Below are 24,213 nucleotides of genomic sequence, written 5' to 3'. Positions count from 1 at the left end.
GGAACAATGCTGCAACCGAAACGGACGAAGTTCCGCAAACAGCACAAGGGCCGCATCCACGGCGAGGCCAAGGGCGGGTTCAACCTGAACTTCGGCTCCTACGCGCTGAAGGCGACGGAACCCGAGCGCGTCACCGCGCGCCAGATCGAGGCGGCCCGCCGCGCGATCACCCGTCACATGAAGCGTCAGGGCCGCGTCTGGATCCGCATCTTCCCGGACGTGCCGGTGTCGTCGAAGCCGACCGAAGTGCGTATGGGTAAGGGCAAGGGCTCGGTCGATTTCTGGGCCGCCCGCGTCCACCCCGGCCGGATCATGTTCGAGATCGACGGCGTCGATGACGAGATCGCCCGCGAGGCGCTGCGCCTGGGCGCGCAGAAGCTGCCGGTCCTGACCCGCATCGTGCACCGCGAAGACTGGTAATCGGCAGGGGAAACCCCGCCTTCGGAAGCCCCGCCGCAATGGCGGGGCTTTCTTCGTTTTTCCTTGCTTCACGCGGCGAATCCGCGTATGCGCAGGCCTTCATCTCGAACTCCACCGGGAATCAGGGTGGCCCAGCATGGCTGGGGCCCTCCGGTGATGTTGAAAGGAAGGGCGCCATGAAAGCGCAGGAACTGAGAGACAAGACCCCCGAGCAGCTGCGCGAGCAGCTGGTCGCGCTGAAGAAGGAGGCCTTCAACCTCCGCTTCCAGCAGGCCACCGGCCAGATCGAATCGACCGCCCGGATGCGTTCGGTCCGCAAGGACGTCGCCCGCGTGCTGACCGTCATGAACCAGAAGGCCGCCCAGGCGGCCGCGTCGAACTGAGGAGCGGTTTCATGCCCAAACGCATCCTGCAAGGCCGCGTCACCAGCGACAAGAACGAGCAGACGATCACCGTCCTGGTCGAGCGCCGCTTCAAGCACCCCGTGCTGCACAAGATCGTGCGCTCGTCCAAGAAGTACCGCGCGCATGACGCGCTGAACCAGTTCAAGGTCGGCGACTCGGTCCGCATCATCGAATCCGCGCCCATGTCCAAGACCAAGCGCTGGACCGTCCTGACGGACGACGCCGTGACCCAGGCCGCCGAGGCCTGAACCGAACCCGCGGCGGGCCATGCGGCCCGCTTGTGATTTAGCGAAACCCTGGGGCCGGGACTGCAACCGGTCCCCAAAGGTCGGGAGCAAACCATGATCCAGATGCAGACCAATCTGGATGTCGCTGACAACTCCGGCGCGCGCCGGGTGCAGTGCATCAAGGTTCTGGGCGGATCGCACCGGCGCTATGCGTCGGTCGGCGACATCATCGTCGTCTCCGTCAAGGAAGCCATTCCGCGCGGCCGCGTGAAGAAGGGCGACGTCCGCAAGGCCGTTGTCGTGCGCACCGCCAAGGAAGTGAAGCGCGAGGACGGGACGTCCATCCGTTTCGACCAGAACGCCGCCGTCATCCTGAACAACCAGGGCGAGCCGGTCGGCACCCGTATCTTCGGGCCGGTCGTGCGCGAACTGCGCGCCAAGAACTTCATGAAGATCATCTCGCTTGCGCCGGAGGTGCTGTAATGGCCGCCAAGCTCAAGAAGGGTGACCGCGTCGTCGTCCTGACCGGCAAGGACAAGGGCAAGACCGGCGAGATCACGCAGGTTCTTCCCAAGGACAACAAGGCGGTCGTGGACGGCGTGAACATCGCCCTGCGTCACACCCGCCAGTCGCAGACCAGCCAAGGCGGCCGCGTTCCCAAGAACATGCCGATCGACCTGTCGAACCTCGCGCTGATGGACGCCAACGGCAAACCGACCCGCGTCGGCTTCCGCATGGAAGGCGACAAGAAGGTCCGTTTCGCCAAGACCACGGGAGACGTGATCTGATGCTGGATCAATCGACCTACACCCCGCGGCTCAAGGCGGAATATGCCAGCCGCGTCCGCGCCGCGCTCAAGGAAGAGTTCGGCTACAAGAACGACATGCAGATCCCCCGCCTGGACAAGATCGTCCTGAACATGGGCGTGGGCGAGGCGGTCAAGGACACCAAGAAGGTCAAGCAGGCCGCCGAGGAACTGTCCCAGATCGCCGGCCAGAAGGCCGTCATCACCCATGCGAAGAAGTCGATCGCCGGCTTCCGCGTGCGTGAGGAAATGCCCCTGGGCTGCAAGGTCACCCTGCGCGGCGACCGCATGTATGAATTCCTGGACCGCCTGATCAACATCGCGCTGCCCCGCGTCCGCGACTTCCGCGGCGTCAAGGGCACGTCGTTCGACGGCCGCGGCAACTACGCCATGGGTCTCAAGGAGCACATCGTGTTCCCCGAGATCAACTTCGACAAGGTCGACGAAGTGCTGGGGATGGACATCATCATCACCACCACCGCGCGCACCGATGCCGAGGCGAAGGCGCTGTTGAAGCACTTCAACATGCCGTTCAACAGCTGATCCGCGCGAAGGAAGAACGATATGGCAAAGAAATCCATGATCGAACGTCAGAAGAAGCGCGAGCGGATGGTGGCCAAGTACGCCTCCAAGCGCGCTGCTCTGAACGAGACCATCAATGACCAGTCGAAGCCGATGGAAGAGCGCTTCAAGGCCACGCTGAAGCTGGCCGAGCTGCCGCGCAACTCGTCGGCCACCCGGCTGAAGAACCGCTGCGAGCTGACCGGCCGTCCGCGGGCCTACTACCGCAAGCTGAAGCTGTCGCGGATCATGCTGCGCGAGCTGGGCTCGTTCGGCCAGATCCCCGGTCTGGTGAAGTCGAGCTGGTAAGGGAGCAGGGAAGATGTCGATGAACGATCCGCTCGGCGATATGCTGACCCGCATCCGCAACGCTCAGATGCGCGGAAAATCCACCGTCCGTACCCCGGCCAGCAAGCTGCGCGCCTGGGTCCTGGACGTGCTGAAGGCCGAGGGCTACATCCGCGGCTACGAGCAGGTGACGACCGAAGCCGGTCACGCCGAGCTTGAAATCAGCCTCAAGTACTTCGAGGGCGCCCCCGTGATCCGCGAGCTCGCTCGCGTGTCCAAGCCCGGCCGCCGCGTCTACGCCGGCGCCAAGGCGCTGCCGCAGGTCCGCAACGGCCTCGGCGTCTCGATCGTGTCGACGCCCAAGGGCGTCATGACGGATGCAGCGGCTCGCAACGCCAACGTCGGCGGCGAAGTCCTCTGCACCGTGTTCTAAGGAGGGCGGGATGTCTCGGATTGGTAAGAAGCCGGTCGAACTGCCCTCGGGCGTGACGGCGAATGTCAGCGGCCAGACGATCGAGGTGAAGGGCCCGAAAGGGACCCGTTCCTTCACCGCGACCGACGACGTGACGCTGAAGGTCGAAGACGGCAAGGTGACGGTGACCCCGCGGGGCCTGTCCAAGCGCGCGCGCCAGCAGTGGGGCATGTCGCGGTCGATGGTGGCGAACCTCGTCACCGGCGTCACCACGGGCTTCAAGCGCGAGCTTGAGATCCAGGGCGTCGGCTACCGGGCCACGATGCAGGGCAAGACCCTGAAGCTGGCTCTGGGCTACAGCCACGACGTCAACTTCGAGGCTCCGGAAGGCGTGACCGTGAACGCGCCCAAGCAGACGGAAATCGTGGTCGAGGGCATCGACCAGCAGGCCGTCGGCCAGGTCGCCGCCAACATCCGCGAGTGGAAGAAACCCGAGCCCTACAAGGGCAAGGGCATCCGCTACAAGGGTGAGGTCGTCTTCCGCAAGGAAGGCAAGAAGAAGTAAGGATCGCGGACATGGCACTGAACAAACGAGAGCTGTTCCAGAAGCGCCGCCTGCGCGTCCGGAACAAACTGCGCGAGATGGCCAACGGCCGTCCGCGCCTGTCCGTCCACCGCTCGTCGAAGAACATCAGCGTCCAGCTGATCGACGACGCGCAGGGCGTGACGCTGGCTTCCGCCTCGACCCTGGAAAAGGATCTGGGCGTTGTCGGCAAGAACAACGTCGAGGCCGCCGCCAAGATCGGCGCGGCGATCGCGGAACGCGCGAAGGCCAAGGGTGTCGAAGAGGTCGTGTTCGACCGCGGCGGCTTCCTGTTCCACGGCAAGATCAAGGCGCTTGCCGACGCGGCCCGCGAAGGCGGCCTGAAGTTCTAAGCGACTGCGGGTGGCGGCAAGCGCCACCCCGATGATCCGGGGGCGGTCTCATGGCCGCCCACCTGGATCGGACTCAATCGGCGCCTGAGCCTGCGCCATTGCAAAAGGGATGCCTGATGGCAGAACGTGAACAGCGCCGGGACCGCCGCGACGATCGTCGCGAGCGCGAGGAAACCCCGGAATTCGCCGACCGTCTGGTCGCGATCAACCGCGTGTCGAAGACCGTCAAGGGCGGCAAGCGCTTCGGCTTCGCCGCTCTGGTCGTCGTCGGCGACCAGCGGGGCCGCGTCGGCTTCGGCAAGGGCAAGGCCAAGGAAGTGCCGGAAGCCATCCGCAAGGCGACCGAGCAGGCCAAGCGCAGCCTGGTCCGCGTGCCGCTGCGCGACGGTCGCACCCTGCACCACGACATCGAGGGCCGCCACGGTGCGGGCCGCGTCGTAATGCGGACGGCCGTCCCGGGGACCGGCATCATCGCCGGCGGCCCTATGCGCGCCGTCTTCGAGATGCTGGGCGTGCAGGACGTCGTGGCCAAGTCGCTGGGGTCGCAGAACCCCTACAACATGATCCGCGCGACCATCGACGGCCTGAAGGCCGAGGCTTCGCCCCGCTCGGTGGCGAACCGCCGTGGCAAGAAGGTGGCCGAGATCCTGCCGTCGCAGGACGCCAAACCCGCCAACGCCGGTGGCGCCGAGGTCGACTCGGCCGCTCTGGCCGAAGCCTGAGGAGACGCGACATGGCAACCATCGTCGTCAAGCAGATCGGCTCTCCGATCCGCCGCCCCAAGGAACAGCGCGCGACGCTGAAGGGCCTGGGGCTGAACAAGATGCACCGCACCCGCGAGCTGCAGGACACCCCTGCGATCCGCGGCATGGTGAGCTCGATCCCGCACCTGGTGCGGATCGTCGAGGAAAAGAACTGAGGAAAAGGCCGGGGTTCGCCCCGGCCTTTTTCATTGGCCGGGCGGCTGCATCACGTCTGCGCGCCCGGGGCCGCAAGACCGGAACCGGGTGGCCGGGCATCCGCGTTGCAGCCCGAGACAAAGGAGTCTGCCATGCGCCTGTTCCTTGCCCTCGCCATCCCTGGAAGCGCCGCCCTTGCGGGTTGCGTCATGGCTCCGCCGCCCAGCACCACGATTGTCGTCCCGTCAGCGTCAACGCAGTGCATCGCGGACCAGTATCAGCAGTACGTGGGTCAGCAGTCCCCCGCGATCACCGTGGCGGCCGGCACCGAATACCGGCATTACCGCACGGGCGATCCGGTCACCCGGGATCTGAACCCCACGCGGCTGAACTTCGAATATGACCGCAGCGGCCGCCTGGTCAGCGTGACCTGCGGCTGATCCCCAACGGAAAACGCCCCGGCAAGGACCGGGGCGTTTCCTTTTCAGCGCTGGGGCTGCGCGACATAGCGCAGATAGGGCAGGGTCCTTGTGACCTTGCCGAAGCGTTCCTCGGCCTGCTGGTCGTTCAGCGAAAGGGCCACGATCACGTCCTCGCCGGGATTCCAGTTGGCGGGGGTCGAGATCGGCACGCCGTCCGTCGCCTGCACCGCGTCCAGCGCCCGCAGGATTTCCGCGAAATTGCGGCCCACCGACATCGGGTAGGTCATCGTCAGCCGGACCTTCTTGTCCGGCCCGATGATGAAGACGCTGCGCACGGTCGCCGTATGCGCCGGGGTGCGGTTCTCGGTGGGAAGGGACACGTCGGCCGGGAACATGTCGTAAGCCCGGGCGATGGTCAGCGAGGTGTCGTCGGCCATGGCGAAGTTCGCGGGAACGCCCGCCACCGCCTCGATGTCGCGCTTCCATTTGCCATGGTCATCCAGGCTGTCCACCGAGACGCCCAGCACCTTGGTGTTGCGCTTCTCGAATTCGGGCACCAGCTGGGCCACGACGCTGAACTCGGTCGTGCAGACGGGGGTGAAGTCGCGGGGATGGCTGAAGATGATCGCGTAGCTGTCCCCCATCCACTCGTGGAAGCGGATCTCGCCCTCGGTGGTCCGGGCGGTGAAGTCGGGCGCGGTGTCGTTGATGCGCAGGGCCATGGGATGCTCCTTCAGGGCGGCACGTTTTCAGACAGATAATCCCTGCGGCGCGAAAAGCCAGCCATGGCGCGGCGGGGTGCCTTCCGGCGGAACGTCGGCGGCTTCGGTCAGATCGTCAGCCCCGCCGACCTTGCGCCGGCGGTGGCCCGGTGCAACGCTGCTGGCCGACAACAAGCCGACAAGGGGGATGCGACATGGCCGAACTGGCGGACAAGCGGAAATTCTACATCGACGGCGCCTGGGTGGACCCCGCCGCGGCACGCGACCTCGAGGTGATCGACCCCACCACCGAGGAGCCTTTCGCCGTCATCTCGGTGGGCGGCCAGGCCGACACCGACCGCGCGGTGGCGGCGGCCAAGGCCGCGCAGCCCGGCTGGGCCGCGACGCCCCCCGCCGAGCGGCTGGCCTTCGCCGAGCGCCTGCTGGACGTCTACAAGCGCCGCAACGACGACGTGGCCCATGCCATGACCTGCGAGATGGGCGCGCCCACCGACATGTCGCGGAACGACCAGGCGGATTCGGGCTCGTTCCACATCGAGACCTTCATCAACAGCTTCCGCGACTTCGAGTTCATCCGTCCGCTCGGGGATCACGCCCCCACCAGCATGGTCGCGTGGGAGCCGGTCGGCGTGGTTGCCCTGATCACCCCATGGAACTGGCCGATGAACCAGGTCACGCTGAAGGTGATCCCGGCGATCCTCGCGGGCAACAGCGTGGTGCTGAAGCCCTCCGAGATCGCGCCGATCTCGTCCATGGTCTTTGCCGAGATGGTGCACGAGGCCGGACTGCCCCCGGGCGTCTTCAACCTGGTGAACGGCGACGGCGCGGGCGTGGGCACGCAGCTTTCGACCCATCCCGACGTGGACATGGTGTCCTTCACCGGCTCGACCAGGGCGGGGATCGCGATCACCAAGGCCGCGGCCGATACGCTGAAGAAGGTGGCGCTGGAACTGGGCGGCAAGGGTGCGAACGTCGTCTTCGCCGATGCCGACGACAAGGCGGTCACGCGCGGGACGCGGCACGTCTTCTACAACTCGGGCCAGTCCTGCAACGCGCCGACCCGGATGCTGGTCGAGCGTTCCTTCTACGAGCAGGCGATCGAGACGGCGAAGCGCGTGGCCGAGGAAACCACCGTCGGCAGCGCGCATGAGCCGGGCAAGCACATCGGCCCCGTGGTCAGCAAGCAGCAGTGGGACAAGATCCAGGGCCTGATCCAGACCGGCATCGACGAGGGCGCGCGCCTGGTCGCCGGCGGCCCCGGCCTGCCCGAGGGCGTGAACCGCGGCTATTTCGTGCGCCCGACCGTCTTCGCCGACGTGTCCCCCGACATGACCATCTTCCGGCAGGAGATCTTCGGCCCCGTGCTGTCGATCACCCCCTTCGATACCGAGGAAGAGGCCGTCGAACTTGCCAACGACACGATCTACGGCCTGACCAACTACGTCCAGACGCAGGACGGCGCGCGGCGCAACCGCCTGGCGCGGCAGCTCAAGGCCGGGATGATCGAGATGAACGGCGTGAGCCGGGGCCGGGGCTCGGCCTTCGGCGGCGTCAAGGCGTCGGGCCGGGCGCGCGAGGGCGGGGTCTGGGGCCTCGAGGAGTTCATGGACTCCAAGCAGATCTCGGGCTGGGACAAGGACGCCTGAGCCGCGACAAAAGGAAAGGGCGCCCTCGGGCGCCCTTCTTCATGCCTGCCCCTCAGTCTTCCTGGGGATCGCGTGCGGCCTGCATCTCGGCCATCGCATCGTCCCAAAGGACGTTGCCGTGGACTTCCCGCAACCTGGCCTTGACCACCTTTCCGGTCGGCCCCAGCGGCAGGGTTTCCACGAAGATCACCCGGTCGGGCCGCTGCCAGCGCGGCACCTTTCCCTCGTACCATTCCAGCAGCTCGTCCTCGGTCAGGTCGCTCTGCGGGCGCTTCTGCGCGCAGATCACCGGGCGCTCGTCCCATCTGGGATGGCGCGCGGCGATGGCGGCGGCGTTGGCGACCTTGGGGTGGCTGATGGCGATATTCTCCAGATCGACGGTCGAGATCCACTCGCCCCCCGACTTGATGATGTCCTTGGAGCGGTCGCGGATCACCATGTAGCCGTCGGGGTCCAGCGTCGCGATATCGCCCGTGTCGAACCAGCCGTCCCAGGTCGTGGCCGGCTTCTCCTGCCCGAAATAGCTGTCCAGCACCCAGTGGCCGCGGATCTGCAACTCGCCCTCGGTCTCGCCGTCGGTGGGCAGGACATGACCTTCGGCATCCACGATCCGCAATTCCACCCCGTAGGGCGGGCGACCCTGTCCGGTGCCGATCTCGTCCTGCTGCTCGAAGGGCAGGGCAAGGTGCCTGGCCTTGGGCGCGTTCAGGGTGCCCAGGGGACTCGTTTCCGTCATGCCCCAGGCGTGGATCAGTTCCACGCCATAGCGGTCGCGGAAGACGGCGCGCATCGAGGGCGGCAGGGCCGAGCCGCCGACGATGCTGCGCTTGAAGCTCTCGGGCCGCTCGCCCGAGGCTTCCAGCGCGTCCAGAAGCCCCAGCCAGATCGTGGGCACGCCCGCGGCCATCGTCACCCGCTCGTCGATGATCAGCCGCGCGAGGCTCTGCCCGTCCAGCCTCGGCCCCGGCATGACCAGCCGCGCACCGACGGCGGCCGCGGCATAGGGGATGCCCCAGGCGTTGACGTGGAACATCGGCACCACCGGCATGACCGAATCCGCCGCCCCGATCCCCAGTCCGTCGCGGTTGTTCACCGACATCGCGTGCAGCAGCGTCGAGCGGTGGGAATAAAGCACGCCCTTGGGGTTCCCCGTCGTCCCCGAGGTGTAGCAGAGCGAGGAGGGCGAGGTTTCCTCGACGGCGGGCCAGGGCGCCGAGGGGTCGCCCTCGGCCAGCAGCTCGTCGTGGAACAGAAGGCCCGGCAGTTCGGCGGCCAGCGCCTCGTCGCGCGGACCCAGGACCACGATGCCGCGCAGGCTGGAAAGCTGGTCACGCAGGGGCGCGATCAGCGGCACGAACGTGCGTTCGACGAACAGCATCCGGTCCGAGGCGTGGTTGATGATATAGGCCAGCTGCTCGGGCGAAAGGCGCGGGTTCAGCGTGTGGCAGACCATCCCCGCGCCGGGCACGCCGAAGTAGAGTTCCAGGTGGCGGCGGTTGTTCCAGGCCAGCGTGCCCACCCGGTCGCCGGGTTCCAGCCCCCGCGCGCGCAGGGCCGACCCGATCCGGCGGGCGTTCGCGCCGACCTCGCCCCAGGTCGTCCGCTCGAACCCGCCCTCGGTCAGCGCCGAAACGATCTCGGTGTCGGCATGGTAGCGCGCGGCATGGTCGATCAGCGAGCCGACCGACAGCGGCTGGTGCATCATCCGGCCAAGCAGCATGGTGTTCCCCCCTCAGTGATCGCCAGAGACTGCGTCCGCGTTCACAGGCCTGCAAGAGGATGCCGTCCCGGCCGCGCAAGAACGCGGCGGCACCCCGGCTTCCGCGGAAAAGCCGCAGGATCTGGTATGCCAGATTGCAGCATCCTGCCGGCTCGCCTATCGTCCCTGCGACTTGGCCAGAGGGGGAGTGCCCATGAAACTGCTGCGATATGGTCCTGCCGGATCGGAAAAGCCGGGGATGCTGGACGACCAGGGACGCGTGCGCGACCTGTCGGCCCATGTCGCCGATATCGCGGACGAGGTGCTGACGCCCGAAGGGCTGGCCCGCCTGGCCGCGCTGGACCCCGCCGACCTGCCGCTGGTCGAGGGCACGCCCCAGCGCGACCTGCGCCTGGGCCCCTGCGTCGGCAATGTCCGCAAGTTCGTCGCCATCGGCCTGAACTATGCCGACCATGCGGCGGAATCGAACATGCCCGTGCCTTCGGAGCCCATCGTCTTCAACAAGTGGACCAGCTGCATCGTCGGTCCCGACGACGAGGTGCGCATCCCCAAAGGCTCGACCAAGACCGACTGGGAAGTCGAACTGGGCATCGTCATCGGCAAGCCCGCCTCGGGCGTGAGCGCCGGTCAGGCGCTGGACCATGTCGCGGGCTATTGCGTCGTCAACGACGTCAGCGAGCGCGAATGGCAACTGGAACGCGGCGCGACCTGGGACAAGGGCAAGGGCTTCGACACCTTCGGCCCGATCGGCCCTTGGATGGTGACGGCGGACGAGATCCCCGACCCGCAGGACCTCTCGATCTGGCTCGAGGTGGACGGCAAGCGCTACCAGGACGGCACGACCAAAACGATGGTCTTCGGCGTGGCGGAGCTTGTCGCCTATTGCTCGCAACTGATGACGCTGCTGCCGGGCGACGTCATCACCACCGGCACGCCCCCCGGCGTCGGCATGGGCCAGAACCCCAAGGTCTTCCTGAAGGGCGGCGAGGTCATGCGCCTGGGGATCGCGGGTCTGGGCGAGCAGACCCAGAAGGTCGTCTCGCAGGGATGAGGCGGGCAGCGGGGCCGGGCCGCGCAGGGGCGGGGCAGGGGTGATGCGCTTTTCCGCGAACCTCGGCTTCCTTTGGGCGGACCGCCCCCTGGCCGAGGCGATCCGGGCGGCGCAGGCGGCGGGCTTCGACGCGGTCGAGTGCCACTGGCCCTACGACACCCCGCCCGCCGAGGTGTCGGCCGCCCTGCGCGACACGGGGCTGGAGATGCTGGGCCTCAACACCCTGCGCGGGCGGCCGGGCGAGAACGGCCTTTCCGCCCTGCCGGGGCGCGAGGCCGAGGCGAGGGACGCGATCGACCGCGCGCTGGACTATGCCGCCGCCATCGGCTGCGGCGCGGTTCATGTCATGGCGGGCCTTGCGCAGGGGCCGGAAGCCGAGGCGGCCTTCCGGGCCAATCTCGACCATGCCTGCGCCCGCGCGGCTGCGCAGGGGGCCACGGTCCTGATCGAGCCGCTGAACCACCATGACGCGCCCGGCTATTTCCTGCGGCACTCGGACCAGGCCGCGCGGATCATCGCCGACGCCGGGCACCCGAACCTGCGGCTGATGTTCGACTGCTATCACCTGCAGATCATGGAAGGGGATCTGACGCGGCGGCTGCAAGCGCTGGCCCCCGTGATCGGCCATGTCCAGATCGCCGCCGTCCCCGACCGGGGGCCGCCCGACCACGGCGAGCTGGATTACCGCCATGTCATGGGCGTGCTGGCCGGCATCGGCTGGGACCGGCCGATCGGCGCGGAATACAGGCCGCCCGGACGGACCGAGGACAGCCTGGGCTGGATGGGGGCGCTGCGCGGCATCTGACCGCGCCGGGACGGGCATTGTCGGGCCGCAGAACGAGCCGGCGCGAAGCCCCGGGGACCCGCTGTCCGGGCTTGAAAAACTTACCAAGCACGCTAACTATCATGTGAACCACCCCGAGCCCGCCATGCCTGACCAGAGCCCCATCGCCGCGACCCTGTTCCGCCTGCTCAAGGAGCTGCGGAGCAACTACGACCACCACGTGCGCGAACTGGGGCTGTCCTTCTCGCGGGCAAGGGTTCTTTCGGCGCTGATGCGGCACGAGGGTGCCACCCAGGCCGAGCTTGCCCAGGCGATGGGGGTCGAGGCGCCCAGCCTCAAGCGCCAGCTGGACCTGCTCGAGGCCGAGGGCCTTGTCGAGCGCCGGGGCCTGCCCGGCGATGCGCGCAAAAGGGCGCTGTTCCTGACCCCGCAGGCCAGGGTGCTGCCCGTCACGGGCTACATGGACAGCATCCACGAGAAGCTGGTCGAAGGCTTCACCCCCGAGGAGCAGGCCGGGCTTCACGACGCGCTGAAGCAGCTGGCCGACAACGCCGCGCGGATGAACCAGAAATGAGCACGCCCGACGCCCAGGCACCGGCGCCTGCCGCACCGCCCGCGCCACCGGCCATGCCGCTGGGCCGGGCGCTGGCCTATGTCCTTGCGGGGGCGATGCTGGCGATGTCGCAGGGGCTGGGTCAGGGCTTCGTCTCGGCCAACGTGCAGCAGTTCGCGGGTGACCTCGGGATCTCGGCCACGGATGCCAGCTGGCTGATGGCGGCCTACCTGGTCCCGCGTTCGTCGCTGCCGCTGATGCTGACCAAGATCCGCACCCAGTTCGGCCTGCGCCGCTTCGCCGAGGTCGGGATCATCTGCTATGTCACGGTGGCCTTCGGCTCGGTCTGGATCGAGGACCTGCGCTCGGCGGTGGTGATGCAGTTCCTGGCGGGCGTGACCTCGGCGCCCCTGTCCACTCTGGCCTTCCTGTATTTCCTCGAGCCCCTGTCGCGGGAATGGAAGATGCGGCTGGGCCTGCCGATGGCCCTGTGCCTGCTGATGATGGGGCCGTCGCTGGCGCGCGTGATCTCGCCCGCGCTGATCGGGGACGGCGGGCTGATGCGCATCCACCTTCTGGTGCTGGGCATGGCGCTGGTCTCGCTGGTGCTGGTCTACCGGCTGCGGCTGACGCCGGTTCCGCATGAGAAGGTCATCCGGCCGATGGACCTGCTCAGCTTCGGGCTGATCGCCTTCGGCTTCGGCGGCATCACCGTGGGCGCCATCATGGGGCCGATCCACTGGTGGACCGCGACGCCCTGGATCGGCGGGCTCATGGCGGCCTCGGTCGCGGCGGTCACGGCGGCGCTGCTGATCGAAACGCACCGCGCCTCGCCCCTGCTGGACATCCGCTGGCTGATGAGCCCGGCCATGCTGCACCTGACGGGCACGCTGCTGCTGTTCCGGCTGCTTCTGTCGGAACAAAGCACGGGCGCGCCGCGCATGTTCCAGGTTCTGGGCGTCGCGCCCGGACAGATGACGGTGCTGTTCGGGGTGATCTGCGCGGCCAGCCTGCTGGGCGCGCTCGCCTGCATCGCCTGGATCAAGCCGGGACGCGAGCCGCAGTTCCACTTCGTCGCGCTGGTGCTGATCGCGGCGGGGGCGTGGATGGATTCCCATTCCACGCTGGACACCCGCCCCGAGCAGATGCTGGTCAGCCAGGCGATGATCGGCTTTGCGGGGATGCTGTTCATGCCGCCCGCCATGATGGTCGGGCTGATGGCGGCGCTGAAGAAGGGGCCGAACTACCTTCTGTCCTTCCTGATCGTGTTCCTGTCGACCCAGAGCATCGGGGGCGTGATCGGCGGCGGCATCTTCAACACGCTGGTCAACTGGCGGCAGGCCTTCCACCTGCAGACCCTGACCGAGCAGATCCGCGCCACCTCGGCCCCCATCGCGGCCGAGATCGCGCAGCGCATGGCCGCCCTTGCCCCGCAGCTGCCCGACATGGCCGCGCGCCGCGCCCAAGCCGTTGCGCAGATCGCGCAGGACGCCGCCGCGCAGGCCTATGTCATGGCCTACAACGACCTGTACTTCCTGATCTTCCTTGCATCCCTGGCGGCGCTTGCCGTGCTGCTTCTGCACGTGGCGCGCGACCGGCTGGCTGCGCGCCTGTCGCCCCCCTCCGCCTCTGACCCCGGTTCCCCCGCATGAACAAGACCCATCTTCTTCCGACCTTCGTGATCGCGCTCATCGGGATCGCCGGCGTGCTGCTGATCCTGTTCGCCTGGCACCTGCCGCCCTTCGCCCCCTCTCAGCCCACGACCGAGAACGCCTATGTCCGCGGCCGCGTCACCTCGATCGCGCCGCAGCTGTCGGGCTATCTCAGCGAGGTGGACGTGCAGGACTTCCAGCAGGTGAAGCAGGGCGACCTGATCGCGCGTATCGACGACCGCATCTTCCGCCAGAAGCTCGCCCAGGCCGAGGCCGGGCTGGAGGCCGCCCATGCGGCCTTCGCGGTGGCCGAGCAGAACGTCCGCTCGGCCGAGGCGGTGCGGCGCGCGGACGAGGCGGCGCTGGCCTCGGCCCGCGCGGGGCTGGCCACGGCCGAATCCGATCTCACCCGCGCCGAGGAGCTGTCCTCCCGGGGGGTGTCCACCGAAACCGCGCGCGAGCAGGCGGCGCTGGCCCGCCAGCAGGCGACCGCCGCCGTCCAGCAGGCCGAGGCGCAGCTGGAGGTCCAGGTCCAGGCCATCGAGAGCGCCCGCGCCCAGGTCAGCGCGCGACAGGCCGACATCGCCAGCGCCGAGGCGGCGGTCGAACTGGCCCGGATCGACCTTGCCAATACCCAGATCCACGCGCCCGAGGACGGCCGGCTGGGGCAGGTCTCGGCGCGGCTGGGGCAGTACGTGACCGCCGGGACCGCGCTGGCGCCGCTGGTCGGTCAGGACATCTGGATCGTCGCCAACTTTCCCGAAACCGGGGTCAACGGCATGAAGCTGGGGCAGGCCGTGGACATCACGGTCGATGCCCTGCAGGACCGGCATTTCACCGGCCGGGTCGAATCCTTCTCTCCGGCCACGGCCTCCGAGTTCAGCCTGCTGGCCGGGTCGAACGCCACCGGCAACTTCACCAAGATCGTGCAGCGCCTGCCGGTCCGCATCTCGATCGATCCGGGGCAGGAGAAGGGCGAGTATCTCGCCCCCGGCCTGTCGGTCATCGTCCGGGTGGACACGGGCTCGGCCTGACCATCGCCGCGCAAGGACCGGCCCCCGCCACGAAAGGCGGGGACCGGGACGTTCCATCGCCCGGCCGCGGGTCAGTGCAGCCCGAACTCGGCCATCAGCCTGCGGCGCATGGCGACAAAGCGGGCTTCGCTGCGGTCGCGGGGCCGGGGCAGGTCGATGTCGATCAGCCGCGGGGGCGTTCCCTTCTCGCGCGGCATGACGAGCACCCGGTCGGCCAGGAAGATCGCCTCCTCGAGGTCGTGGGTGACAAGGATCATCGTCACCTGCTGCTCGCGCCAGATGCGGGCCAGTTCGTCTTGCATGGTGATCCGCGTCATGGCGTCCAGCGCGCCCAGGGGCTCGTCCAGCAGCAGGATCTCGGGCTGCACGGCAAGGGCGCGGGCGATGCCGACGCGCTGGGCCATGCCGCCCGAAAGCTGGGCGGGGAAGGCGTCCTCGAACTCTCCCAGGCCCACGAGGCGGATGTTCTGGCGGGCCTGCGCCTCGGCCTCGGCCTTCGGCACGCCGCGCACCTCGAACCCGAAGGCCACGTTGCCCAGAACCGTCAGCCAGGGCAGCAGGCGCGGTTCCTGGAAGATGACCGCGCGTTCGGTGCCCACGCCCTGCACCGGACGACCGTCGATCCTGACCTGTCCCCCGTCCGGCGCCTCGAGCCCCGCAAGCACCCGCAGGAGCGTGGTCTTGCCGCAGCCCGAAGGGCCCACGACGGCCAGGCTTTCGCCCGGCCGGATGTACAGGTTCATGTCGCGAAGGACCGGCAGCGCCGCGCCGTTCAGCGTGAAGGACTTGGACAGCCCGTGGATCCTGACGGCCCCGCGCGGAAAGGTCTGGTGCGCGCCCATCACTTGGCCGCCACGGTCTGTGCCGGCGCGAACAGGATGTCCGCGGCCTTCAGCTTGCCGGGTTCCAACCGGCCTTCGCGTTCCAGCACCTCGATCCAGAACTGCAGGTCGCGCTCCGTGGCCCGGCCGCCCTTGCGCACGCCGTAGCCCTTGAAGAACCTGGCGACATCGGGGTTCTCGCCGCGTTCCTCGAGCACGCGGGCGAAGATGGCGCGGGTTTCCTCGGGGTTGTCGCGGGCGTAGTCGAGCGCCCGGGCCGAGCCCTCGACAAAGGCGCGGGCCTCGGCGGGATGGGCGTCCACCCAGTCGCGGCGCAGGACGATGAAGCCGCCCGCGATCTCGCCCAGCACGTCGGTGTCGTCGAAGATCGCGCGCAGGCCGCCATGTTCACGGGCAAGGCCCTCGAAGGTCGTCTGCCAGTAGCCGAAGGCCGAGACGTCCACCTGCCCCGAGCGCAGCACCTGTTCCAGCTGCGGCCCCGGAACGGTCACCAGGTTCGCCGCGTCCTGCGGCAGCCCCTTGCCGTGCAGCGCCTCGCGCACGGTATAGTCGAGATGCGCGCCCAGCGTGTTCACGGCGATGGTCTTGCCGGCCAGATCCCCGATGCCGCGTATGGGGCTGTCCTCCAGCACGTAGAAGATCGACTGCACCTCGTCGTTGATCCCGTTCGATGGGAAGGCGGCCACGAAGTCGTTGCCGCCGGCGATCGAGTTCAGGACGGCCGCCGTGGCGGCGCTGCCCAGTTCCACGCTGCCGCCGGCCAGGGCGATCAGCGATTCGGGTCCGCCGCTGGCGTAGCCCACGTTTTCCAGGGTGATCCCGGTGCCGTCGAAGTAGCCGAGTTCCCCGGCCAGTTCGTGGGCGCTCAGCCCGCCGTGGCTGGCGAGATAGCGAATCGTCACATCGGCCTGCGCGGCGCCGGCAAAGGCAAGGCCGAGCGCGGTGGTCAGGGCGAGCTTGCGAAGCGAGAGGGTCATGGTCGTGGTCCTGGTGAAAAGGGGGAAGGGTCAGCGCGTCATGTCGGCCCAGCGGCAGAGCCGCCGCTGCAGCAGGACAAGGACGATGTTCGCGGCCAGGCCGAGACCGGCGAGCAGGAAGATGGCCGCGAACATCAGCGGGATCTGGAAGTTGTACTGGGCATTCATCACCTGGAAGCCGACGCCCTTGTTCGCGCCGATCATCTCGGCCGCGATCAGCAGCAGCAGCGCCGTGGTGGCCGACAGCCGAAGGCCCACGAAGATGGCGGGCACCGAGGCGGGCAGCACCACGCGGCGGAAGACCGTCAGGCGGCTGGCGCCGAAGGTGCGCGCCATCTCGATCAGCTTGCGGTCCACCTGCTTCACGCCGCCGATCGTCGCCAGCAGGATGGGAAACAGCGTGGCCCAGAAGATCACGAAAACCTTGGACGCCTCGCCCAGGCCCAGCAGCAGGATGAACACCGGGTAAAGCGCCAGGGCCGAGGTCTGCCGGAACAGTTGCAGGACCGGGTCGAGCGCCCGTTCCACCGCCCTGATCTGGCCCATGAACAGTCCCAGCGGGATGCCAAGCGCCACCGCCGCCCCGAAGGCGATCCCCGAGCGCCGCAGGCTGATGGCGATGTCGTCCAGCAGCGCGCCCGAGGCGAGGCCCTTCCACAGCGCCGCCGCGATGGTGTCGAGGGGCGGGAAGACGGCCGGGTTCACCCAGCCCCGCGTCGAGGACACCTGCCACAGCATCACGAAGCCGATGAGCAGCCCCCAGCGCGCGGCGAAGCCCCGGGCCCCGACCCCCGTCCGGCGCCGGATCGCGGCGGCTGGGGAGGTGGCGGCCTGGAACGGAGGGTCGAGGAGTTGCAGCACCATGGCACTTACTCCGCTGCGTGCACGGCCGCGCGGGCGACGGCGTGGCGGTTGACGGGATAGGGCAGGCCGAGGTTCTCGCGCAGGGTCCGGCCCTCGTATTCGGTGCGGAACAGCCCGCGCCGCTGAAGTTCCGGGATCACCAGGTCCACGAAGTCGGTCAGCCCCGTCGGCAGCCAGGGCGGCAGGATGTTGAAGCCGTCCGCGCCCTCGTTTTCGAACCATTCCTGCAGGGTGTCCGCGATCTGGACGGGCGTGCCCACCACGGTGAAATGGCCCCGCGCCGAAGCGACCCACTGGTAAAGCTGGCGGATGGTGAAGTTGTTCTCGTCCGCGATCTGGCGGATCAGCGCCTGCCGGGACTGGTTGCCCTCGGTATGCGCCAGTTCCGGCAGCGGCCCGTCGAGGTCATGGCCCGTCAGGTCCAGCGAGCCGCCGGTCAGGCCCTTGATCAGGGCGATGCCGTCTTCCTCCAGGATCAGGCCGGTCAGGCGGTCGTATTTCTCGCGCGCCTCGGCCTCGGTCCGGCCGACGAAGGGCGAGACGCCGGGCATGATCAGGATGTGGCCCGGATCGCGTCCCAAGCCGCGGGCGCGGGCCTTGATGTCGCGATAGAACTCCTGGGCGGTGTCCAGCCGCTGATGGGCGGTGAAGATCACCTCGGCAGTGGCGGCGGCAAGGCCGCGCCCGTCCTCGGACTGCCCCGCCTGCACGATCACCGGATGCCCCTGCGGGCTGCGGCTGACGTTCAGCGGGCCGCGAACCTTGAAATGCTCGCCCGCGTGGTCGGTGTAATGGACGCGGGAGGTGTCGTAGAAGACGCCCGTGTCCTTGTCGCGGATGAAGACGTCGTCCTCGAAGCTGTCCCACAGCTTCCTGACGACCTCGACATGCTCGACCGCACGCTTGTAGCGGTCGCCATGCGGCAGCTGACGGTCGAGGTTGAAGTTCTGCGCGGCGGCCTCGGTCGCCGTCGTCACCACGTTCCAGCCCGCGCGTCCGCCCGAGATCAGGTCCAGCGAGGCGAACTTGCGCGCGGTGTTGTAGGGCTCTTCGTAGGTGGTCGAGGCGGTGGCGATGAAGCCGAGGTTCCGGGTCAGGGGCGCCAGCGCGGCAAACAGGGTCACCGGCTCGAAACCCGCGACCTTGGCGTTGCCGCCCTCGGTGCCCCCGCCGAAGGCCACGGCAAGGCCGTCGGCCAGGAAATAGGCGTCGAAAAGGCCGCGTTCCGCCTCGCGCGCCAGGTCGGCGTGGAAGGCGAGGCTGGTGGCGCCGTCAGCGGGCTGGTCGGGGTGGCGCCAGGCGGCGATGTGCTGGCCGCTGCCGGGAAGGAAAGCGCCAAGGCGGATCTTGCGGGTCATGTCCAGGGTCCTTTCGGGGTGAGAAGGGCCACCCCGCCGGAAAGGCGGGTTCATGCGGGCCGGTCGGGTGAAGGGATCAGGCGGCCGAGATGGCCGCCGCCTGGTCCTGTGACAGCCAGGGCGCGAACTGCTCGACCGCCCGGTCGAGGCGGGCCAGCAGCGCGTCCGAGGCGGGCTGGCCGTCGCGGAAGTCGGCCCCGCCGGCATAGACGCCGGTCGGCAGGCTCGCGGCCTCGAAGAAGCCGAAGAGCGGGCGCAACTGGTGCTCGATCACCAGCGCGTGGCGGTCGCCGCCGCCGGTCGCCGTCAGCAGCACGGGCTTGCCCGCCAGCGCCACCGGGTCGATCAGGTCGATCAGGTGCTTGAAGAGGCCGGTGAAGCTGCCCTTGTAGACGGGCGTTCCCACGACCAGCGCATCCGCCGACAGGATCGCGCCCAAGATGGCACGGGGCAGGGGGTCCAGCTGATCGGCGCTTTGCGCCTGCCCCAGCGACGGCTGGAGGTCCGCGATCTCGTAGCTTGCCGCCGCGCAGCCGAAGCGCCGGGCGGAACGCGACACGGCCAGATCGACCAGCGCCCGTGTCCGGGAGGGGCTGCTGAAGCTGCCCGAGAAGCCAACGATGCGAGGGGGCATTTCGCTCTCCTGAATAACGACTCGTCTTGTAGATGATTGTGGATGCAGAACCCGCATGGAGCCATTCCAAAGATCGGGCGGGACGCAGAAGCCGCCTGTCGCAACAGGGGCGTGTCGGGGAATGGCTTTCTCTGTCGCCACCGTCCGCGACGGCAGAAATCGGGCGGTTGTCTTGCTGCGAGAGCCAGAGGGGAAAAGTCTTTCTCCTGTTCGGCAGAAATTTGGAATCCAAATCTCGATTAGACAGATAGATATATACGGATGTATTCGGCAGGAGAGCCTGATGCCCGCCAGATCGATCACGCCCCGCAGCGTGCCGGACGGACGGCCCGACCAGGTCGGCCCCCGCCCCCTGCCAAGCCCCCCTGTCACCGTTGTCCGCGAAGGAGAGGCCTCATGACGTTCTTGACGCACAACGCCACCCGTCCCCCCGAGCCGCCGCATGCCGGGGCGCGCCATGTCGTGATCGTGGGCGGGGGCGCCAGCGGCGTGCTGATGACGATCCACCTTCTGGACCGCAGGGATGCCGGGTTCCGCGTCACGATCCTGGAAGGGCGCAACATGCTGGGCTGCGGCATCGCCTATTCCACGCAGGACCCCGGCCATCTGCTGAACACCCGCGTCAGCAACATGAGCGCCTTCGCCCGCGATTCCGATCATTTCCGCCGCTGGCTGGCAGCCCGGCCGGGCCTGCCCTCGGACGAACTGTGCTTCGTCGGGCGCCCCACCTATGGCGCCTATCTGTCGGATCTGCTGCGTGCCTGGCAGACGGGACCGGGCAGGGGGCGGCTGTCCTGCATCCGCCAGACCTGTACCGGCCTGCGCCGCAAGGGCGCGGGCTTCGTGCTGGAGCTTGACAGCGGAACGAGCCTTCTGGCCGATCAGGTGATCCTTGCGACCGGGCACAGCCGCCCGGACAGCGACCCTTCGGGGCTGCTGACCGGCGCATGGGACGCGATCCCCGAAACGGACCCGGACGGGCGCGTGCTGATCATCGGCACGGGGCTGTCCATGATCGACCAGGCGCTGTCGCTGCTGGCGCAGGGCCACCGGGGCGAGATCGTGGCCCTGTCGCGGCGCGGATTGCTGCCGCGCGAACATGGCCCGGCCGTGCCCCTGATCCTGTCGGTCGCCGATGTGCCGCTGGGCGCCCCGGTCAGCGCCCTGTTCCGCTGGGCCCGCCAGCTTGCGCGGCAGGCCGAGGCGCAGGGCGGCAGCTGGCGCGACGCCATCGACGCGATCCGTCCCCATGTGCGCCGGCTGTGGACCGGCCTGTCCACCGAGCAGCGTGCGCGCTTCCTGCGCCATGCCGTGGCCTGGTGGGACGTCCACCGCCACCGCGTGCCCCCGGCCTCGGCCGACCGGATCGGCAAGGCCATGGCGCGCGGCCAGCTTCGGGTGATGCGGGGTGCGTTCCTGTCGGCGCGCCCCGGCAGGGACGGCGTGATCGCCGAACTGCGCCTGCACGGCGAGGGTGGCCGGGTCGAGTTTCCCGCCGCGCGCGTCATCGACTGCCGGGGCATCCGCCGCGACCTGCGCCAGCATGGCTCGCCCGTTGTCCGCGCCATGATGGCCCGGGGGCAGGCGCGGCTCGATCCGCTGCAGATCGGGCTGGACGTGGCGCCGGACTGCACCGTCCGGGACGCCGTGGGCGAGCGGATCGAGGGGCTGTTCGCCATCGGTCCCGTCTCGCGCGCGGCCTTCTGGGAAATCACCGCCATCCCGGACATCCGCGAACAGGTCGCGGCGCTGGCGGTCAGCATGGGCGAGGGGTGCCGCGCGCGCGAGGCGGGCTGAGAGAGGCCGCCAGCGGGGCGGCCCCCGGTCCTGCCCTCAATAGCCGATGGCGGCCCCGGCACTCGCGCGGCTGTCGATGGCGCCGTAATAGCCGGTCCCGTCGCCGTCCTCGATCTGGGCCAGGTTCTTGCCGCCCACGAGGATGCCCGCCGCCTCGCCCCAGATGGTCCAGTCGGGGTCGATGCCGACGTTGTAGCCCATGCCGGTCAGCAGGCGCAGGGTGTCGGGCGACAGCGCGCGGGGTTCCATGAAGACCCGGTCGGGCAGCCACTGGTGATGGATGCGGGGCGCATCGATCGCCTCCTGCAGGTCCATGCCGTGATCGACCACGTTCATGATCGCCTGCAGCGTGATGGTGATGATGCGCGATCCGCCGGGGCTGCCGATCACCATGAAGGGCTTGCCATCCTTGGACAGGATGGTCGGGCTCATCGAGGACAGGGGCGACTTGCGGGGCGCGATGGCGTTGGCCTCGCCCTGCACCAGCCCGTAAAGGTTCGGCACGCCCGGCTTGACCGTGAAGTCGTCCATCTCGTTGTTCAGAAGGATGCCGGTCCCTTCCGCGACCTTGGCCGTCCCGAACGAGCCGTTCAGCGTATAGGTGACGGCGACGGCGTTCCCGTCCTTGTCGATGATGGAGTAATGCGTCGTTTCCGGCGACTCGGGCGAGACATTGACCTTGAGGTCCGCGCTGACGCCCGCGCGATAGGCGTCGATGCGCGACCGGATCTCGTCGGCATAGGCCTTGCTGGTCAGCTTCTCGACCGGGTTCTGCACGAAGTCGGGATCGCCCAGCGCGGTGTTGCGGTCCACATAGGCGTGGCGCATCGCCTCGACCATCAGCCGCGTGGTTTCCGCCGAGCCGTAGCCCAGATAGGAAATCGGATAGCCTTCCAGCACGTTCAGGATCTCGCAGATGATCAGCCCGCCCGAGGACGGCGGCGGCGAGGAGGCGATCTCGTAGCCGCGATAGCTGCAGGTCACCGGCGCCATCTCGCGGACCTTGTACTGCTCGAAATCCTCGCGGGCGAGGATGCCGCCATTGGCCTGGCTGGCCTTGACGATCAGGTCCGCGATCCCGCCCTTGTAGAAGGCGTCGGCCCCGCCTTCGGAAATCTGCGTCAGCGACTTCGCCAGGTCCGCCTGCACCAGCCGGTCGCCCATGGCATAGGGCTTGCCGTCCTTCAGGAAGATCCCGGCCGCTGCCGGGTCCTGGGCCAGCCGCTCGTTGCCCTCGGCCAGAGAGGCGATGTCGCCCTGTTCCAGCACGAAACCCTCGGAGGCCAGCCGGATCGCGGGGGCCAGCAGTTCCTCGCGCGGCCTTGTGCCGTATTTTTCGCGCGCCATCTCGAAGCCCGCGACCGAGCCCGGCGTGCCGACCGCAAGGTAGGTCTCGGTGCTGGCGCCGGGGATCGGGTTGCCGTCGGGGCCGAGATACATGTCCTTGGTGGCCGCCAGCGGCGCGCGCTCGCGGAAATCCAGAAAGGTCGTGGTGCCGTCGGCCATGCGGATCGTCATGAAGCCGCCCCCGCCGAGGTTGCCCGCCGTCGGATAGACCACCGCCAGCGCGTAGCCCACCGCCACGGCCGCATCGACGGCGTTGCCGCCCGCCTTCAGCACGTCGACGCCCACCTGCGACGCGAGGTGCTGGGCGGTCACGACCATGCCGTTCTGCCCTTCCACCGGGGCAGGCGAGGCGGCGAAGGCCGGGGCTGCCCCGGCCCACAGCGCCACCACGAAGGACAGCCTCGTCAGTATCGGTTGATGCATGATGAACCCTTGCCTGCGTCTGGAAACTGCTGGAACGGAATGCGCCGGATCGAGGATGCGGCCATTCGGCGGCTGCGTCCAGAGCTTGCGATTCGCCCGGCAGAGGACCGGGCCGTTCCGCCGCGCCCCGGCCCTGCGGGAAGCCTCTCGCGCCTCGCGCAGGGGCATGGCCGTCGCGCCGACCGGGTCCAGACGCCCTTCCGGCGGGGCCTGCCGGCCCGCTTGCAAGGGGGGCCGTTCCTGCCCTTCCTGTTCCCGGTGCATTCCCCTGGCCGCCGTTCTGAGGCATAGGGGGCCTCCGCTTCCGCGCGCGCCCGCGCCCTGGCCGGGGCCGCGCCTTCATCATCCCACCGAAAGGACCTCCGGATGACCATCCTTGCCTATGGAGCCTCCGCCGCGGACCGCCCGCTGGAGGAAATGGCGATCACCCGGCGCCAGCCGGGCCCCCATGACGTGCAGATCGAGATCGTCTTTTGCGGCATCTGCCATTCGGACCTGCACCAGGTCCGCAGCGAATGGGCGGGCACGATCTATCCCTGCGTGCCCGGCCACGAGATCGTGGGCCGCGTCGCCGCCGTGGGCGGCCATGTGACCGCCCACAAGGTCGGCGACCTCGTCGGCGTGGGCTGCATCGTGGACAGCTGCCAGCATTGCCCCGACTGCGGGGAAGGGCTGGAGAACTACTGCGACGGCATGGTCGGCACCTACAACTCGCCCACGCCCGACGCGCCCGGCCACACGCTGGGCGGCTATTCGCAAGCCATCGTCGTGCACGAACGTTATGTCCTGAAGATCACCCACCCCGAGGATCAGCTGGCCGCCGTTGCGCCGCTGCTCTGCGCGGGCATCACCACCTGGTCGCCGCTGCGCCACTGGGGGACGGGACCGGGCAAGAAGGTGGGCATCGTCGGCATCGGCGGGCTGGGCCACATGGGGGTCAAGCTTGCCCATGCGCTGGGCGCGCATGTGGTGGCCTTCACCACCTCGCCCGACAAGATCGCGGACGCCAAGGCGTTGGGCGCCCACGAGGTGGTCGTGTCGCGCAGCGCCGAGGAGATGGCCGCCCACGCGCAGAGCTTCGACCTGATCGTGAACACCGTGGCCGCGCCGCATGATCTGGACGCCTTCCTCGTGCTGCTCAAGCGCGACGGCACCATGGCGCTGGTCGGCGCGCCCGCGACGCCCCATCCTTCGCCCAACGTGTTCAACCTGATCATGAAGCGCCGCAGCCTCGCGGGCTCGATGATCGGCGGCATCCCCGAAACGCAGGAGATGCTGGATTTCTGCGCCGAGCACGGCATCACCGCCGACATCGAGATGATCCGCGCCGACGAGATCGAAGCCGCCTACGAGCGGATGCTGGCGGGCGACGTGAAATACCGCTTCGTCATGGACATCGCCACGATGGGGGCCTGACACGGGACGGGCGGCGGGA

At 68.6% G+C, this 24,213-nt stretch carries 29 protein-coding genes; 21 read left to right on the top strand and 8 right to left on the bottom strand.

The genetic code is table 11. The features are described 5' to 3' along the window. Window positions 1–6: 6 nt before the first annotated feature. The 13 genes from rplP (at window position 7) to CK240_RS08820 (ending at window position 5,392) form a co-directional block, all read left to right on the top strand. Entirely contained in the window at window positions 7–420 is a 414-nt protein-coding gene (gene rplP, locus CK240_RS08880) for a 50S ribosomal protein L16 (protein WP_090757266.1), read from the top strand. Window positions 421–596: 176 nt separating this feature from the next. After that, complete coding sequence (gene rpmC / locus CK240_RS08875) at window positions 597–803, top strand: 50S ribosomal protein L29 (protein ID WP_090757267.1); 207 nt, start codon at window positions 597–599, stop codon at window positions 801–803. A gap of 11 nt (window positions 804–814) precedes the next feature. After that, the gene (gene rpsQ, locus CK240_RS08870) at window positions 815–1,072 is read left to right on the top strand and encodes a 30S ribosomal protein S17 (RefSeq protein ID WP_095639979.1); all 258 of its coding nucleotides are present in this window, start codon (window positions 815–817) and stop codon (window positions 1,070–1,072) included. A gap of 93 nt (window positions 1,073–1,165) precedes the next feature. Then, a complete protein-coding gene (gene rplN / locus CK240_RS08865) occupies window positions 1,166–1,534 on the top strand; it encodes a 50S ribosomal protein L14 (RefSeq protein WP_036703723.1) in 369 nt (122 codons plus the stop codon). Continuing rightward, a complete protein-coding gene (gene rplX / locus CK240_RS08860) occupies window positions 1,534–1,839 on the top strand; it encodes a 50S ribosomal protein L24 (RefSeq protein WP_095639978.1) in 306 nt (101 codons plus the stop codon). The genes rplN and rplX overlap by 1 nt, the downstream gene beginning before the upstream one ends. Beyond that, window positions 1,839–2,399: a 50S ribosomal protein L5 gene (rplE, locus tag CK240_RS08855; RefSeq protein ID WP_095639977.1), complete on the top strand. Its 561-nt coding sequence runs from the start codon at window positions 1,839–1,841 to the stop codon at window positions 2,397–2,399. The genes rplX and rplE overlap by 1 nt, the downstream gene beginning before the upstream one ends. Before the next feature lie 21 nt (window positions 2,400–2,420). Then, on the top strand, window positions 2,421–2,726 hold the full coding sequence (gene rpsN, locus CK240_RS08850; protein ID WP_095639976.1) for a 30S ribosomal protein S14: 306 nt from the start codon (window positions 2,421–2,423) through the stop codon (window positions 2,724–2,726). Window positions 2,727–2,739: 13 nt separating this feature from the next. Next, window positions 2,740–3,138 carry a 30S ribosomal protein S8 gene (rpsH, locus tag CK240_RS08845; RefSeq protein ID WP_095639975.1) on the top strand — a complete coding sequence of 133 codons (399 nt, stop codon included), beginning with the start codon at window positions 2,740–2,742 and terminating at the stop codon, window positions 3,136–3,138. A gap of 10 nt (window positions 3,139–3,148) precedes the next feature. After that, window positions 3,149–3,682, top strand: a complete 534-nt coding sequence (rplF, locus tag CK240_RS08840) for a 50S ribosomal protein L6 (RefSeq protein ID WP_095639974.1) — start codon at window positions 3,149–3,151, stop codon at window positions 3,680–3,682. 11 nt (window positions 3,683–3,693) lie between these two features. Beyond that, entirely contained in the window at window positions 3,694–4,053 is a 360-nt protein-coding gene (rplR, locus tag CK240_RS08835; protein ID WP_095639973.1) for a 50S ribosomal protein L18, read from the top strand. A 116-nt stretch (window positions 4,054–4,169) separates the two neighbouring features. Continuing rightward, window positions 4,170–4,775, top strand: a complete 606-nt coding sequence (rpsE, locus tag CK240_RS08830; RefSeq protein WP_095639972.1) for a 30S ribosomal protein S5 — start codon at window positions 4,170–4,172, stop codon at window positions 4,773–4,775. 11 nt (window positions 4,776–4,786) lie between these two features. Beyond that, window positions 4,787–4,972 (top strand): 50S ribosomal protein L30, encoded by a 186-nt coding sequence (gene rpmD, locus CK240_RS08825; RefSeq protein WP_095639971.1) that lies wholly within the window; start codon window positions 4,787–4,789, stop codon window positions 4,970–4,972. Between the two features lie 132 nt (window positions 4,973–5,104). Continuing rightward, the gene (locus CK240_RS08820) at window positions 5,105–5,392 is read left to right on the top strand and encodes an I78 family peptidase inhibitor (RefSeq protein ID WP_095639970.1); all 288 of its coding nucleotides are present in this window, start codon (window positions 5,105–5,107) and stop codon (window positions 5,390–5,392) included. A 44-nt stretch (window positions 5,393–5,436) separates the two neighbouring features. On the opposite strand, the gene CK240_RS08815 is transcribed toward CK240_RS08820, so the two are convergent. Further along, window positions 5,437–6,096 (bottom strand): peroxiredoxin, encoded by a 660-nt coding sequence (locus CK240_RS08815; protein ID WP_095639969.1) that lies wholly within the window; start codon window positions 6,094–6,096, stop codon window positions 5,437–5,439. Window positions 6,097–6,299: 203 nt separating this feature from the next. Here CK240_RS08815 and CK240_RS08810 point away from each other — a divergent pair, with 203 nt between their 5' ends. Then, complete coding sequence (locus CK240_RS08810; RefSeq protein WP_205957797.1) at window positions 6,300–7,742, top strand: aldehyde dehydrogenase family protein; 1,443 nt, start codon at window positions 6,300–6,302, stop codon at window positions 7,740–7,742. Between the two features lie 52 nt (window positions 7,743–7,794). Here the strand turns inward: CK240_RS08810 and CK240_RS08805 are convergent, their stop codons facing one another. Further along, the gene (locus tag CK240_RS08805; protein WP_095640004.1) at window positions 7,795–9,459 is read right to left on the bottom strand and encodes a long-chain fatty acid--CoA ligase; all 1,665 of its coding nucleotides are present in this window, start codon (window positions 9,457–9,459) and stop codon (window positions 7,795–7,797) included. Window positions 9,460–9,655: 196 nt separating this feature from the next. On the opposite strand from CK240_RS08805, the gene CK240_RS08800 reads away from it, so the two are divergent. The 5 genes from CK240_RS08800 to CK240_RS08780 all read left to right on the top strand — a co-directional run bounded on the left by CK240_RS08800 (window position 9,656) and on the right by CK240_RS08780 (window position 14,536). Beyond that, window positions 9,656–10,513, top strand: coding sequence for an ureidoglycolate lyase (locus tag CK240_RS08800; protein ID WP_095639967.1), 858 nt, complete (start codon window positions 9,656–9,658; stop codon window positions 10,511–10,513). 43 nt (window positions 10,514–10,556) lie between these two features. Then, the gene (locus CK240_RS08795; protein ID WP_095639966.1) at window positions 10,557–11,318 is read left to right on the top strand and encodes a hydroxypyruvate isomerase family protein; all 762 of its coding nucleotides are present in this window, start codon (window positions 10,557–10,559) and stop codon (window positions 11,316–11,318) included. 124 nt (window positions 11,319–11,442) lie between these two features. Next, entirely contained in the window at window positions 11,443–11,871 is a 429-nt protein-coding gene (locus CK240_RS08790; RefSeq protein ID WP_095640003.1) for a MarR family winged helix-turn-helix transcriptional regulator, read from the top strand. Continuing rightward, complete coding sequence (locus CK240_RS08785) at window positions 11,868–13,502, top strand: MFS transporter (RefSeq protein WP_095639965.1); 1,635 nt, start codon at window positions 11,868–11,870, stop codon at window positions 13,500–13,502. Before CK240_RS08790 ends, CK240_RS08785 begins: the two co-directional genes overlap by 4 nt. Beyond that, window positions 13,499–14,536 (top strand): HlyD family secretion protein, encoded by a 1,038-nt coding sequence (locus tag CK240_RS08780; RefSeq protein WP_095639964.1) that lies wholly within the window; start codon window positions 13,499–13,501, stop codon window positions 14,534–14,536. Before CK240_RS08785 ends, CK240_RS08780 begins: the two co-directional genes overlap by 4 nt. A 71-nt stretch (window positions 14,537–14,607) precedes the next feature. On the opposite strand, the gene CK240_RS08775 is transcribed toward CK240_RS08780, so the two are convergent. The 5 genes from CK240_RS08775 to msuE form a co-directional block, all read right to left on the bottom strand. Then, window positions 14,608–15,378: an ABC transporter ATP-binding protein gene (locus CK240_RS08775; RefSeq protein WP_095639963.1), complete on the bottom strand. Its 771-nt coding sequence runs from the start codon at window positions 15,376–15,378 to the stop codon at window positions 14,608–14,610. Beyond that, complete coding sequence (locus CK240_RS08770) at window positions 15,378–16,355, bottom strand: ABC transporter substrate-binding protein (RefSeq protein WP_095639962.1); 978 nt, start codon at window positions 16,353–16,355, stop codon at window positions 15,378–15,380. Before CK240_RS08770 ends, CK240_RS08775 begins: the two co-directional genes overlap by 1 nt. A gap of 30 nt (window positions 16,356–16,385) precedes the next feature. Continuing rightward, complete coding sequence (locus CK240_RS08765) at window positions 16,386–17,219, bottom strand: ABC transporter permease (RefSeq protein ID WP_095639961.1); 834 nt, start codon at window positions 17,217–17,219, stop codon at window positions 16,386–16,388. Between the two features lie 5 nt (window positions 17,220–17,224). Continuing rightward, complete coding sequence (locus tag CK240_RS08760) at window positions 17,225–18,577, bottom strand: LLM class flavin-dependent oxidoreductase (RefSeq protein ID WP_095639960.1); 1,353 nt, start codon at window positions 18,575–18,577, stop codon at window positions 17,225–17,227. Between the two features lie 76 nt (window positions 18,578–18,653). After that, window positions 18,654–19,211, bottom strand: coding sequence for an FMN reductase (msuE, locus tag CK240_RS08755; RefSeq protein ID WP_095639959.1), 558 nt, complete (start codon window positions 19,209–19,211; stop codon window positions 18,654–18,656). 396 nt (window positions 19,212–19,607) lie between these two features. Between msuE and CK240_RS08750 the strand changes: the two genes are divergently transcribed. Further along, entirely contained in the window at window positions 19,608–21,008 is a 1,401-nt protein-coding gene (locus CK240_RS08750; protein ID WP_095639958.1) for an FAD/NAD(P)-binding protein, read from the top strand. A gap of 36 nt (window positions 21,009–21,044) precedes the next feature. On the opposite strand, the gene ggt is transcribed toward CK240_RS08750, so the two are convergent. Continuing rightward, on the bottom strand, window positions 21,045–22,778 hold the full coding sequence (gene ggt / locus CK240_RS08745; protein WP_095639957.1) for a gamma-glutamyltransferase: 1,734 nt from the start codon (window positions 22,776–22,778) through the stop codon (window positions 21,045–21,047). Window positions 22,779–23,144: 366 nt separating this feature from the next. Here ggt and CK240_RS08740 point away from each other — a divergent pair, with 366 nt between their 5' ends. Next, window positions 23,145–24,194 (top strand): NAD(P)-dependent alcohol dehydrogenase, encoded by a 1,050-nt coding sequence (locus CK240_RS08740; protein ID WP_095639956.1) that lies wholly within the window; start codon window positions 23,145–23,147, stop codon window positions 24,192–24,194. The last annotated feature ends 19 nt before the right edge of the window (window positions 24,195–24,213 follow it).

It is taken from the genome of Paracoccus salipaludis (assembly GCF_002287065.1).
GTDB classification, from domain to species: Bacteria; Pseudomonadota; Alphaproteobacteria; order Rhodobacterales; family Rhodobacteraceae; genus Paracoccus; species Paracoccus salipaludis.
This window is presented reverse-complemented; position numbering and strand designations above follow the sequence as displayed.